This window comes from Myxacorys chilensis (assembly GCF_059505265.1).
Map to the genome: position 1 here is coordinate 1 of NZ_JCACKG010000031.1, position 9,898 is coordinate 9,898.

Below are 9,898 nucleotides of genomic sequence, written 5' to 3' on the forward strand. Positions count from 1 at the left end.
GGTGTGATTTTTAGTATTTTCAGCCTATCGGGTTTGCCCCTTTCTTGTCCCAAGCCTTATCCCGAACTGACGTTGCTTTAGTTCTCGGAGTCGTGCCTGCACTCTCCATGTCTGCATTCGCCTTGCCTGCACCGAAAGTCACCGTATTCAATTAGGGCGGCTATGTGGCTGACTACCAAATTAGTTACAGCGCGAATGGGCAACGGAACGAAATCAAAATCCCTGGTTTGGTGGTGGGCAAAAAACGAACGGTCACGTTGCCTGCTGGAAGTCAAAGCATCACTGTGCGGGGTCAAATGCTCACAGGCTTATTCTGGGAACCGAAACGAGAACTGTTCAACCAATCGGCTACCGATGGAAGCTGCTTTAAGACCTACGGCACCATCTTCAAAGGGGAGTGGTCGCGAGAGTGCACGGCTGATTTCTAGAATTATGAGGGATAAGACCGCAGCGCACACGGTCTTATCCCTCACTTCTTAAATAACGCCTTCTTGCCCTGCGACCCTTCGGTTGAACTCTTGGGCAGCTCCTGCTTTGTTGTATCCAGATACAACAAAGGGTAGCCCGAAGACTACCCTTTTATTTGCACGTTCCCAAACGTTTATTTAGTTAGCAGTTACCATCTCTTTGATGGCTCCTTTCTCGATAAGGTGATTGATCCGTCCAAGAATGGGAGCCGGGGAACTTAGATTGAAATGAGCAACCGCTTCCCCCATGGTGACAGGTCGATCAATTTTGGAGAGAAACTCTAGCATGTCTTGCTGAGTCTTGGTTAAGTCAACCGTTGAACCCGTGATTTCAAATTGCCGTTTGTTGATCGTGATCATTACTTGTCCTCTTTGGATTTATAGATTGCAGCACGGTCAAAGTAGGGCGTATCAACGTCTGTATGCTCCCATGATACGGCATTCTGCCGATCGCTATAATCGCCGCCGTGGTCGCCCCAGTCCTTGATGTGAGCATCAACGGGGTCGGTCGTGCCTGCCGTCTTAAGTGCAGCATCTAGCCGAGTGTCGGTATCGGCTTCCAAATACTCTTCCTCATCACTACCTCCTCCGCTTGTGCCACCGCTTAACCAAGAAAAAATGCCCATAATATAAAGTACTCCTGCAATGTTTGCGTTGTTGCGAGTTAGCCAGGGTGTTAGTTGGAAGCTGCCCCCTGGCTATTGAATGTCGTAACTAGTAATTGTCTGTTCGTCCTCAGCTAAGCTAAAGACAATCGATTGACCATTCTGGAGCCGAACGGCATAGCGGGTGGGTTCCCATCCAGTTACACCACCCCAAAACTGCCGAGTACCTGAACTGCCAAAACTGATCTCTTTGGGTTGAGGAAACCGGCTCAGCACAGCACTTTTAGACTGCGGGTAGGAGAGCTTACCTGCTTGCCAAATGGCTCTAGCCGATGGGTCAGCGGGTGGTCCATCATTTGGCGATTCCCTAGCGTAGGGTTCTGGGTTGCGAGATGGCATTGCTGAGGATTGAGCAATCGGCATCGGTGCAGGTTGGGGTACAGGTTGAATCGCTTCATCCTGTGGCAGCAGTTGACTAGGCGAGGGTTCTGGGCACCCAGTTTTAACGACTTGCCCTGATGGGCGCGTGTCGTTTGCTCGCATGACCTCCCCCTTTGGGTGAGGAGTTGGAACGGGCAGAGTCCCATTCCGCCTAGCCTCATGTTCTGCCATTCCTGCAGAACCATTTTGAACAAAGTAGCCAACATCAAAAGCATTGACAGAGTTGAGACGCGGATTCAGCGCGATCGCAACTAATGAGGTACTCAGGCTAGTCATCAGAATTGTTTTGAATTTCTCGTTCATGAATGTGCGGTAGAACGTGTTGAAGTACATAGGTTGCCGTGGTGTCAGCCATCAGCCAAAAGGCAACGACAACCGCAAGCAAACGAAGACTGATGCGAGAAGCATCATGCAGATGGAAGTTCTAGAACTTCTGACTCTTCTGGAAGTTCGACCCGTGAGTAGGTCACATCGATAATCTCGTTCACTCCAGCCGCCATTGAGCGACGTTGACTTAAGCGATCGCTGAGCGAACCCATCATGCGAAACGGGGTGCGCTCGATATGCTCTGCCAGTTCATCCATCTTTTGATCGGCATACTGATCAACTTTGGCTTTTGCCCGTTCAACTTCTTGGTCAATGCCGCGAGTAATGGATGCTAGACCTGCAACCGCTTCATCCTCGTCCACCTCCGCCTGAGTCTGCCGAGAGTTCTGGAACTGCTGGAACTCCTGAAAGTGTCCCTGCATTCTCATCGCGCGAATCTTCTTGATAAACTCAGCCGACTTGAGCCGTCGGGTCTCTCCGGTTTCAGCAAAGTAGAACGAAGACTTTTCGCTGATGTGCTTGGCTGTAATTTCTAGAAGTTTCACGCCCCACTCTGGATACGGACCATTTGCTGGAAGCAACACATCAAATGCTTGATAGACAAACTCAACCCAATTCTTAACCGCTTTTTCTGATACGCCCCAGGCGTTGGCAACGTCAGCAATGGGCACAACTTTGACTCGTTCTTTGGAAGCCACCATTTTGTTTCTCCTGGAAGTTCTAGAAGTTTTGGAAATTCTATACTTTCTTGAGCTTATTACTCATTACTCATTGCGTCAATGGTTTCTAGTAATACTAGAAGGGTGTGGATAGAATATGGTTATCCGAGTAGAGTGATTGAGAGATTTACCCGATGGATTTAATGAGAGTGACGCTGAGCGTTGATATTCCTGGACTGGGAGAGCGAATCAGAAAAGCGCTCGATGACAGCAAGAAAACGCCAACAGAGGTGGCAGCCGCATCAGGAATGAGCTTGCCCAACCTTTACCGAATCATGTCTGAAGATACAAAGTCAGTGCCTCGCGAGACGCTCTTAAGAGTTGGAGAAGTGTTAGAGATTGACTTTGAGACTGAAATTAAAACTGCGATCACGAAGGAGTTTGCTGATTAATCAGGCAGTCGAGATCGTTAGACAGGAGCACAACATCGAACGGCAGGGAAATTAGACAACACAAAGCCCGATCGATGAATGCTCGATCGGGCTTTGTGTGATATTCGTGTGATCGTTTTGGGTACAGTCAGTCGATAGAGTACCGACTGACTGTAGTAGCTACACCGCGTTAGCTAGCTGCTGCCACCTCCAAGTTGCTAGAATATAGCCAGCATTGGATTTGACTGGAGCACCAGAAGAGGTACTTCTAAGCTCTCGCCCAGCCTTGCTTGCTTGAGAAAAAGTCAAAACTGTGGTCATAATAGAATCACCAAACTAGATGATTCCGAGTCTTGTGAACTCGGTTTTTCTTGAACTAAACCCCTGATGCGGCAAACATCGGGGGTTTACTGTTTTAAGTATACCCAATCTCCCTAACGATCGTTAGAAAAAGATCAAATTTGTAGAATATTTCTAACGTTCTCACTGAAATCTGGTACTGATGTAATATTTGTCCTAACAAATGTAAGATTAGGTCACGAGGAAGGAGAGACTCATCATGATTAGTGGATTTACGAGGCAGGAGGCTCTTTCGATAACTGGAATAACTTCAGGACGATTGAGCTACTTGGATGAAGTAGGACTGGTTACACCACAGAAGTTTGGTAATCCTAAGCGACCCAAGGTAATTTACTCGGTAGAGCAAATTATTGAACTGAAAGTCATTAGTAGATTGAGGGAGAAGCTTTCGCTTCAAGAAGTTCGGAAGGTGCTTGAGTTCCTGAAGTCGCGAAACTATGAGCAGTCCTTGTTTAGCTGCAATCTGATATTTGTTGACGACCAGCTATACCTTATTGAGGACTGGGAGAAATTCGGAATGATGGTTCTTAAAGCTTCAGGAAAGAACAAGGGGCAGGTCGTTATCCATGAAATCGGCAAAATTGGAGAGGTCATCTCAGACCTAAGAAGAGAAGCCGAGAAACACCACGTCCTAGATTTTGAGAAGCGAATTCAGGGAACACCTCTAGCTGTTTAGAGAAGGAGCGCGAGGCACAGGTTAGGGCTGATCCGAAAAGCGGAGCCGATGACCTGAGCGCTTTAAAGCAAATCTAAGCGCAAGGAACATGAATAAAAACCCGATCGATCTAACCGTCGATCGGGTTTTGGTTTTGCAACAAGTGATTCACCGACAGAGTTGATTTTCTGCCCGCTCCAACTCTTCTCCTGAAAGCAGGTACGGATTAGATTCTTCAGGCGTTTCGTTGTTGTCTGGCTGGCCAATGTAGGTGAGTTCGTGAAACTTGATTGCACTTCGCAGGCGGCCATTGTCCCAGTCGTCTGAGTGGTCAATCCAAGCGATCGTTTGCGAGTCGATTGAAACGTGGGCTTCATGGGGGCAGTTGGGCGAGTGGAGAATTAGGCGGGCTAAATCTTCCTGCTGCTGTTCAAGTTTTGTAAGGGTTTGCAGTAGTTCTTGACGCTGCTGCTCTAGGGTTTGGAGTTGTTTGAGTTGAATGAGTAGGGTCATGCTGGTTCTGCCTTGTTATTTTCCATTACGATGCATTCACGAAAGCCGATATCGGCAACGAGCCAAAACTTGCCATTAATTTCAATCACGTCACCTACGCTAGTTGAGCGATGTTCTCCGTCTCCAAGCCTTGTAATGTCTGGATGCTCCCACCAGGCTCTTGTATCGTGCTGAGTGCGAGCACAGGCATAGCTCAACACGTTTTGAACGTCTGCTAGTGATTTCGGAGACTCATTCATCTGGGCAACTGGCCGGAGGTCGGCGCGATCGATGGTGATGACTTGGTTAGAAAACATTGCAGTTTCGAGATCGCGCCGATACTCTAGACTGCTGAAGATTCGAGCGTTGTGGTAGACCGTGAGCATGGATTGTTAAATCCTTCAAATGAGCCAGCGTGATTATGCAACAGTGAGCACACGACGATCGCTAATGAGATTGAAAAGCTACAAACCTTTGCTCATCAAGCAAGTCTTGGGCGTATTCGTCTCGTAATGGGTGATTCAAGACTAAGAGTCTCGCTTCAGCTTCGGCGCGGGTGCAAGGATTGCCTTCAGAGTCCTTTACCTGCTGAATTCGGGCGATTAGGGTACGGATGGTTTGCTCTATAGCTTGTCTCCAAAAGTGGGATGGGTGGTAGGGAACACACAAACCAGAAATTATTTACCTGAGCCAGCGTTGCAGGCGTCCACATCGGCGTTCCAGATGATGTCTGCGGCAGCACGACCGACTATTTTGATGTTCTCTTGACGGGTTGCAGCCGCATTATCGAGACATTGTTGATGGGTTTCAGCTTTGGCAACGGATGCGCTTAAAACAAGAGAACAAAGAGCAGAGAGAGCGGCGGCAGCGATGATTTGAAATTTCATGATTGATTTTCTCCAATGTGTAGTGAGTTTGGGAGTTAGAACGGAATAATTTTGTCTACGAGGTCAGATGAAGCAGTGACGACCCACTGACCGTTGCTGTCTGGGGTGAGGGCGATCGTTCCGGTGCGATGCTGATTCTTAGCGTCTTGCCAGTAGGAAAGGTCAGCGAGGGCGCAAACGAGCAAGGAATGAATGCGTTGATAGCTGAGGGCAAAGCTTTCCGCCCGGATGATGGTTTGCATTTCCGGGCTTGCTCCTTATAGGTTGGCGAGACGCATCGCGTTGTGTCCCGCTCCGAATCCTTCGGAGTAGTGGGTGTTGCCTGACATTGAGCCGAGCATTCCATATCTATTGAAGCCGTCCCGATAGCCAGCGCTGTAGGCTTCATCGGGTGAGACAGTGCGAGCACGATTGAAGGCGTGATTTTTGGTGGGGTCGTTGGAGCCGTAGAGGAGGAGGTCTAAGCGACTTGCTCCCCGCTCATCAGAAGTGAGTTGGGCGTTGGGCGAAATTGTTGTTAGCATTAGTTTCAGAATTTAAGGTTCGTAGAGAAAGCGGTTTCAACTTTGGTCGGAAGGAGCCGCTTTCTCTATATCTATTAATGTAGTCTAGCAAACTACACTTGTCAATTGCTGGTATTAAAAAGTAACTTGCCAAGCCTAAATAGAAGCCTCACAAATATCTTATGACGCTTGACAGGCTGTAAATGTCTGGTAGATTTGTAGTGTATTAGACTACAGGTGATAATCTATGGCGACCATTCTTCAGGTTCAGCCAGTGATTCGATGGAAATTGCGCTCTGTCATGGCAGATCGCAAAATGACGGCGACAAAATTAGCAGATCTTCTAAGCGTCAACCGAGTCACTGTTTCGGGCTGGGCCAATTCCGACGTGATACCAAACTTCAGCGATACCAACGAGACGCTGAACAAGTTGTGTTACTACCTCAAATGCTCGCCAGAAGAACTAATTTCTTATACCCGTGATGAATATCTAGAAGACTGACCGCTAGATATCGTTGTATTAGCCTCCGACTCAGTAACAACGTCTTGTTATTGAACTAAATTTTTTCGCCTATTTAAGCAAATAAAAAGCCGCCCCTCTTTTGAGAAGCGACCTTAACCAAACTATTTAGGAGTCGTCATGCCTCTCTCGATGCCAGAACAACTGCATAGACAAACATCACCACGATCCCCACCACGATCGCCCAATTTTCCCAACGGGCGGGATCAAAGTAGCTTTCCATCTAAGGATTCTCCTGAGCACGTCTAGCCGCCTCACCAATTCGCTGAAGATTGGCTTCTCCCTGATCGGCAAACCGCTTGTATTGAAGCTCTTTCTCTGAAGGTTGAAGCATCAAGCTAATCATGCCAAGTACAACCAAGACTCCGAAGATGCCAACAAGGATCTGAACCGCTCCGTAAGTAGCAGGCGTTCCGGCTGGATGACGCCGCCCGCATTTGGGGCAGGATTCAGCCTTGGGAGAAACCATTGTGCCGCAATCAAGGCACAGTTTGAGATTGTTACTCATCTGTTTTGACCCGGAAACTTTGTGTTCAGCGTTCCCGAACCGCTCTAAACTCTCACCTCGCTCAAACGGGTGAAGCTGTAAGGAGGTAGATTCAATGTCTAACTACACTGTTCGCAGCAGTTGCTACGAAGCAAACCAACCAATAGCGAAGATCACCCGCGAGTCGTTGCATTACCTGTCGAGCGCCTCAACGCTCTCCACTGACAAGGGCGCTTTCAGAGAGTACTTCTCTCGCTCAACCAGAGATTCAAACTTACGGGTCTGCCCTGGAGCAATCAATCCACCTAATATGACTTCCTCAAGGCGATTCTCCCCAATCCGAATCGTAATGGTAGGCAAACGATACACCTTGTCAGACGTATTTGTGAGGCTACCGACGATCGACATGACCTTTACATCTGCGCTCCGTTTGAGCCTCAATCCGCTCACAACCAAGGGCGAATTATTGGTCTTCTCGGCTCGTGCTACGCCTTCGGCAAACACAAGACAGCGACCCGAAGAGAGTACGACATACGAAACGGAATCCGTACAGCCGATCGCTTTGACAGGCTGAGCGATCGATGGGACTAACACAGACAAGAGAACGGAAACGGCAAAAAGTCTTTTCATTGCTAAACGTCCAATTATTTTCACTCACCCAACCTATTCACGACCCTTGAACTGAGGACAAAAATGCTCCAATGCAAGAGTATTCACGATCGCGCTATCCTCCACCCCTGCGTTGTACAAGTCGGGTTCGTCATCAGAGCTTGGCAAGTTTTCCATCTCAACTTGGCGGACTTCATCCATCGACCCGCCCACCTGCAAAAGTTTGCAGACCGCTTTTGCCTGCTCGATCGAATGCTCTGGATGTCGCTGAGCCGACGACTTTAAGATCTGGCGGACGTTCACATCACTGATATTTGCGATCAGGCTGTGATAGTCCGAAATGAACAATTTATCAATCTGGCTCATTGGTTTAGCCAGTGCAACAGACGGAGCCAATACAGACAGGAGAGCGGAAACAGCAAGCAACTTTTTCATGGTTTGATCGCAAATCTTCTTTCAACTTGCCCTGGCGATTGATGCCAATCTCACGGGTAAAGCCCCAGTAAAGAAAATTGCGATTTTGAATCAGATTTCCGCGATTTCACGATCCGTAGACACTTAAGGACAACTAATGATGTACTTCGACAGTAGTTAGAGCAGGGTGCGATGTGTACGAATTTCTAAGAAATTTCGACACGTTCTCTTGATATGTCGATGGACTAAACAATTTAAGTGCGCCGGGGGTTCGCTCCTGGGGGTCATCGGGCATATACCTCAGCCCGCCTGAAAGGAAGGAGCAGCCAGTCCTGTATCACCGCCTTCAGTCATGCCGCACCTCCTCTATTTTTTTCTTTAAAGCCTGCCATGCCACAACGCAAACGAATCAACGTATCCTACGCCGATATCGCGGGTGAACTCGATCTCACGATCGAACCTCCACTTCTGCGATCGCAAGACCTGAAAACAGGCAACTTTAACGGCAGCAACTATCGGTTTTACAGGAAGGGACTGAACGCTCTACCTGAGAAATATCGACGAGCCGAGAAGGTTAACCTCTATTGCAGGATGAGAACGAAAGAGACGGTTCCTGAACCCGTTCACTACATTGAGCAGATTTATCATGCTGCGATCGTGGTGGAGGGAGATGCAATTTTCTCATTCAAGCCATCTTAAACCCAAAGGAGTTTAACAAGCTAGGATCTTCTCCACGACTCTACTCTCACCGCCCCAATCACCTCACGAATTCGGTTGAAGTCGCTATCATCCGTCACGATCGTCAAATCGTGTTGCAAGGCTGTTGCTGCAATCCACAGATCGTGGTTATGCATGCCACAGTCTTGAATTCTAAATTTCCTGCGCTTTGCTTGCTCCTTCGGCGCGAAATGGTCGAATATCGCAGCATGAATTTCACCGTAGTGAATGGCTGTCGCTGCATCAAGCGGATAGAGTCTGACTTTTCTAATGAAATTTTCTAAAAGCAGCGCATTTTTCAGCTTCTGCTGCGACTTCTCAACCATCAACACTAATTCCCCGTAGATGATTGAGTTGATGGCGATTTGAGCATCTTCCGGAATCTGCTTGAGTTTGTTAATTGTATTTGGGTTTCGACCCGTAATGATGTCACTACAGTGATTCGTGTCCAATAAGTACAACGCCGCCTCGCACGCTTGCTAAACTATCCCTTTCTGGCTCGGTTCACGTAGTCCAAGCACTCCTCAAAGTCATCGCCTGCCCAACCAGGACGAGTCTCTGCCCAGTCTAGAAGTCCTTTGACAGTGTACTTTGTTTCCTCTTGGTAGTTGTCGAGCTGCCAAAGTATCGAGCGAGCCGTGTTTTTCAAGCCAATCATGTAACTGTACGCAGTTGGATCGCTGGGATAACTATCCGGATTAAAGGCTGGATCTGGATCGCTCAAATGCATATTGGCAATTGCTCTCAGCTGCTCTCTGAGACGTACCGACAAGTACTTGATATATTTCTCCAGAGTCTCAGACATTTTAATGAGAGCCGTGTAAAGCATCCCCGCTTGGTCTCTTGGTTCTTGTTCATCTTCCATAGCAGACACCATCATGTTCACTGCCTCGAGCAATTGAAACATGGCGACACGTATCATCACGGGAGCGATTAGTTTTCGACTAACCTCATCTGGCAAAAAATCACTGTATCGTTGAGCTAATTCCTTTACCAAAGGAATGTAGTGCTTAGTCAGAACCGTATGCTTGTCAGTCACACTTGAAGCACTCTTGAGAAGGTCGAACGCCTGGTCTAGTTTTTCTAGGTCGCTCAGAAATTGCTCTCTAGGAATTTCCGCAGCATTTGCTTCATACGCTTCCTGAAAGGCATGTCTCGCAGCCTCAATCTCATCCGCAATGTCGGCATCCAGATCGCCAATACTGCTTAGGAAGGATGGAATTGTATTCTTGGCGTCTTGACTCATCGGTCGCCTCCCAAATGCTCAAACCTTCACAGAATGGCAATAGCAAGAGTTTTTGCTTTGAATCAAAAAACTTACTTC

Annotated in this window: 19 protein-coding genes; 5 read left to right on the plus strand and 14 right to left on the minus strand. The window is 47.9% G+C overall.

The genetic code is table 11. The features are described 5' to 3' along the window. Positions 1-164: 164 nt before the first annotated feature. Positions 165-428, plus strand: coding sequence for a hypothetical protein (locus AC5JLB_RS01600; protein WP_495872108.1), 264 nt, complete (start codon positions 165-167; stop codon positions 426-428). Between the two features lie 177 nt (positions 429-605). Here AC5JLB_RS01600 and AC5JLB_RS01605 read toward each other — a convergent pair whose 3' ends face one another. The 4 genes from AC5JLB_RS01605 to AC5JLB_RS01620 form a co-directional block, all read right to left on the minus strand. Further along, the gene (locus tag AC5JLB_RS01605) at positions 606-827 is read right to left on the minus strand and encodes a LexA family protein (RefSeq protein WP_495872109.1); all 222 of its coding nucleotides are present in this window, start codon (positions 825-827) and stop codon (positions 606-608) included. Beyond that, on the minus strand, positions 827-1,093 hold the full coding sequence (locus AC5JLB_RS01610) for a hypothetical protein (protein WP_495872110.1): 267 nt from the start codon (positions 1,091-1,093) through the stop codon (positions 827-829). The genes AC5JLB_RS01605 and AC5JLB_RS01610 overlap by 1 nt, the downstream gene beginning before the upstream one ends. 72 nt (positions 1,094-1,165) lie before the next feature. Further along, positions 1,166-1,816: a hypothetical protein gene (locus AC5JLB_RS01615; RefSeq protein WP_495872111.1), complete on the minus strand. Its 651-nt coding sequence runs from the start codon at positions 1,814-1,816 to the stop codon at positions 1,166-1,168. A 104-nt stretch (positions 1,817-1,920) separates the two neighbouring features. Continuing rightward, positions 1,921-2,541: a hypothetical protein gene (locus AC5JLB_RS01620; protein ID WP_495872112.1), complete on the minus strand. Its 621-nt coding sequence runs from the start codon at positions 2,539-2,541 to the stop codon at positions 1,921-1,923. Between the two features lie 152 nt (positions 2,542-2,693). Between AC5JLB_RS01620 and AC5JLB_RS01625 the strand changes: the two genes are divergently transcribed. Then, positions 2,694-2,951, plus strand: a complete 258-nt coding sequence (locus AC5JLB_RS01625; protein ID WP_495872113.1) for a helix-turn-helix domain-containing protein — start codon at positions 2,694-2,696, stop codon at positions 2,949-2,951. A gap of 538 nt (positions 2,952-3,489) precedes the next feature. Further along, positions 3,490-3,966, plus strand: coding sequence for a MerR family transcriptional regulator (locus AC5JLB_RS01630; RefSeq protein WP_495872114.1), 477 nt, complete (start codon positions 3,490-3,492; stop codon positions 3,964-3,966). 147 nt (positions 3,967-4,113) lie between these two features. Here the strand turns inward: AC5JLB_RS01630 and AC5JLB_RS01635 are convergent, their stop codons facing one another. The 5 genes from AC5JLB_RS01635 to AC5JLB_RS01655 form a co-directional block, all read right to left on the minus strand. After that, the gene (locus tag AC5JLB_RS01635; RefSeq protein ID WP_495872115.1) at positions 4,114-4,458 is read right to left on the minus strand and encodes a hypothetical protein; all 345 of its coding nucleotides are present in this window, start codon (positions 4,456-4,458) and stop codon (positions 4,114-4,116) included. Next, on the minus strand, positions 4,455-4,823 hold the full coding sequence (locus AC5JLB_RS01640) for a hypothetical protein (RefSeq protein WP_495872116.1): 369 nt from the start codon (positions 4,821-4,823) through the stop codon (positions 4,455-4,457). The genes AC5JLB_RS01635 and AC5JLB_RS01640 overlap by 4 nt, the downstream gene beginning before the upstream one ends. Before the next feature lie 291 nt (positions 4,824-5,114). Continuing rightward, positions 5,115-5,324 carry a hypothetical protein gene (locus AC5JLB_RS01645; protein ID WP_495872117.1) on the minus strand — a complete coding sequence of 70 codons (210 nt, stop codon included), beginning with the start codon at positions 5,322-5,324 and terminating at the stop codon, positions 5,115-5,117. 35 nt (positions 5,325-5,359) lie between these two features. Further along, positions 5,360-5,566, minus strand: a complete 207-nt coding sequence (locus tag AC5JLB_RS01650; RefSeq protein WP_495872118.1) for a hypothetical protein — start codon at positions 5,564-5,566, stop codon at positions 5,360-5,362. A gap of 15 nt (positions 5,567-5,581) precedes the next feature. After that, complete coding sequence (locus AC5JLB_RS01655; protein WP_495872119.1) at positions 5,582-5,848, minus strand: hypothetical protein; 267 nt, start codon at positions 5,846-5,848, stop codon at positions 5,582-5,584. A gap of 226 nt (positions 5,849-6,074) precedes the next feature. On the opposite strand from AC5JLB_RS01655, the gene AC5JLB_RS01660 reads away from it, so the two are divergent. Continuing rightward, positions 6,075-6,329 carry a helix-turn-helix domain-containing protein gene (locus AC5JLB_RS01660; protein ID WP_495872120.1) on the plus strand — a complete coding sequence of 85 codons (255 nt, stop codon included), beginning with the start codon at positions 6,075-6,077 and terminating at the stop codon, positions 6,327-6,329. Between the two features lie 241 nt (positions 6,330-6,570). Here the strand turns inward: AC5JLB_RS01660 and AC5JLB_RS01665 are convergent, their stop codons facing one another. The 3 genes from AC5JLB_RS01665 to AC5JLB_RS01675 all read right to left on the minus strand — a co-directional run bounded on the left by AC5JLB_RS01665 (position 6,571) and on the right by AC5JLB_RS01675 (position 7,878). Next, positions 6,571-6,855: a hypothetical protein gene (locus AC5JLB_RS01665; RefSeq protein WP_495872121.1), complete on the minus strand. Its 285-nt coding sequence runs from the start codon at positions 6,853-6,855 to the stop codon at positions 6,571-6,573. 171 nt (positions 6,856-7,026) lie between these two features. Further along, the gene (locus AC5JLB_RS01670; RefSeq protein ID WP_495872122.1) at positions 7,027-7,464 is read right to left on the minus strand and encodes a hypothetical protein; all 438 of its coding nucleotides are present in this window, start codon (positions 7,462-7,464) and stop codon (positions 7,027-7,029) included. 33 nt (positions 7,465-7,497) lie between these two features. Further along, the gene (locus AC5JLB_RS01675) at positions 7,498-7,878 is read right to left on the minus strand and encodes a hypothetical protein (RefSeq protein WP_495872123.1); all 381 of its coding nucleotides are present in this window, start codon (positions 7,876-7,878) and stop codon (positions 7,498-7,500) included. Between the two features lie 369 nt (positions 7,879-8,247). On the opposite strand from AC5JLB_RS01675, the gene AC5JLB_RS01680 reads away from it, so the two are divergent. Further along, positions 8,248-8,556 carry a hypothetical protein gene (locus tag AC5JLB_RS01680; RefSeq protein WP_495872124.1) on the plus strand — a complete coding sequence of 103 codons (309 nt, stop codon included), beginning with the start codon at positions 8,248-8,250 and terminating at the stop codon, positions 8,554-8,556. A gap of 20 nt (positions 8,557-8,576) precedes the next feature. On the opposite strand, the gene AC5JLB_RS01685 is transcribed toward AC5JLB_RS01680, so the two are convergent. Together AC5JLB_RS01685 and AC5JLB_RS01690 are read right to left on the minus strand one after the other, a co-directional pair. Continuing rightward, the gene (locus tag AC5JLB_RS01685) at positions 8,577-9,035 is read right to left on the minus strand and encodes a type II toxin-antitoxin system VapC family toxin (protein WP_495872125.1); all 459 of its coding nucleotides are present in this window, start codon (positions 9,033-9,035) and stop codon (positions 8,577-8,579) included. Positions 9,036-9,058: 23 nt separating this feature from the next. Continuing rightward, positions 9,059-9,820: a hypothetical protein gene (locus tag AC5JLB_RS01690; RefSeq protein ID WP_495872126.1), complete on the minus strand. Its 762-nt coding sequence runs from the start codon at positions 9,818-9,820 to the stop codon at positions 9,059-9,061. Between the last annotated feature and the right edge of the window lie 78 nt (positions 9,821-9,898).

Bases quoted from the DNA above. Each gene is read 5' to 3' on its own strand.
- AC5JLB_RS01605 (WP_495872109.1), bottom strand. From the start codon at position 827: ATGATCACGATCAACAAACGGCAATTTGAAATCACGGGTTCAACGGTT.
- AC5JLB_RS01610 (WP_495872110.1), bottom strand. From the start codon at position 1,093: ATGGGCATTTTTTCTTGGTTAAGCGGTGGCACAAGCGGAGGAGGTAGT.
- AC5JLB_RS01615 (WP_495872111.1), bottom strand. From the start codon at position 1,816: ATGAACGAGAAATTCAAAACAATTCTGATGACTAGCCTGAGTACCTCA.
- AC5JLB_RS01620 (WP_495872112.1), bottom strand. From the start codon at position 2,541: ATGGTGGCTTCCAAAGAACGAGTCAAAGTTGTGCCCATTGCTGACGTT.
- AC5JLB_RS01625 (WP_495872113.1), top strand. From the start codon at position 2,694: ATGGATTTAATGAGAGTGACGCTGAGCGTTGATATTCCTGGACTGGGA.
- AC5JLB_RS01630 (WP_495872114.1), top strand. From the start codon at position 3,490: ATGATTAGTGGATTTACGAGGCAGGAGGCTCTTTCGATAACTGGAATA.
- AC5JLB_RS01635 (WP_495872115.1), bottom strand. From the start codon at position 4,458: ATGACCCTACTCATTCAACTCAAACAACTCCAAACCCTAGAGCAGCAG.
- AC5JLB_RS01640 (WP_495872116.1), bottom strand. From the start codon at position 4,823: ATGCTCACGGTCTACCACAACGCTCGAATCTTCAGCAGTCTAGAGTAT.
- AC5JLB_RS01645 (WP_495872117.1), bottom strand. From the start codon at position 5,324: ATGAAATTTCAAATCATCGCTGCCGCCGCTCTCTCTGCTCTTTGTTCT.
- AC5JLB_RS01650 (WP_495872118.1), bottom strand. From the start codon at position 5,566: ATGCAAACCATCATCCGGGCGGAAAGCTTTGCCCTCAGCTATCAACGC.
- AC5JLB_RS01655 (WP_495872119.1), bottom strand. From the start codon at position 5,848: ATGCTAACAACAATTTCGCCCAACGCCCAACTCACTTCTGATGAGCGG.
- AC5JLB_RS01660 (WP_495872120.1), top strand. From the start codon at position 6,075: ATGGCGACCATTCTTCAGGTTCAGCCAGTGATTCGATGGAAATTGCGC.
- AC5JLB_RS01665 (WP_495872121.1), bottom strand. From the start codon at position 6,855: ATGAGTAACAATCTCAAACTGTGCCTTGATTGCGGCACAATGGTTTCT.
- AC5JLB_RS01670 (WP_495872122.1), bottom strand. From the start codon at position 7,464: ATGAAAAGACTTTTTGCCGTTTCCGTTCTCTTGTCTGTGTTAGTCCCA.
- AC5JLB_RS01675 (WP_495872123.1), bottom strand. From the start codon at position 7,878: ATGAAAAAGTTGCTTGCTGTTTCCGCTCTCCTGTCTGTATTGGCTCCG.
- AC5JLB_RS01680 (WP_495872124.1), top strand. From the start codon at position 8,248: ATGCCACAACGCAAACGAATCAACGTATCCTACGCCGATATCGCGGGT.
- AC5JLB_RS01690 (WP_495872126.1), bottom strand. From the start codon at position 9,820: ATGAGTCAAGACGCCAAGAATACAATTCCATCCTTCCTAAGCAGTATT.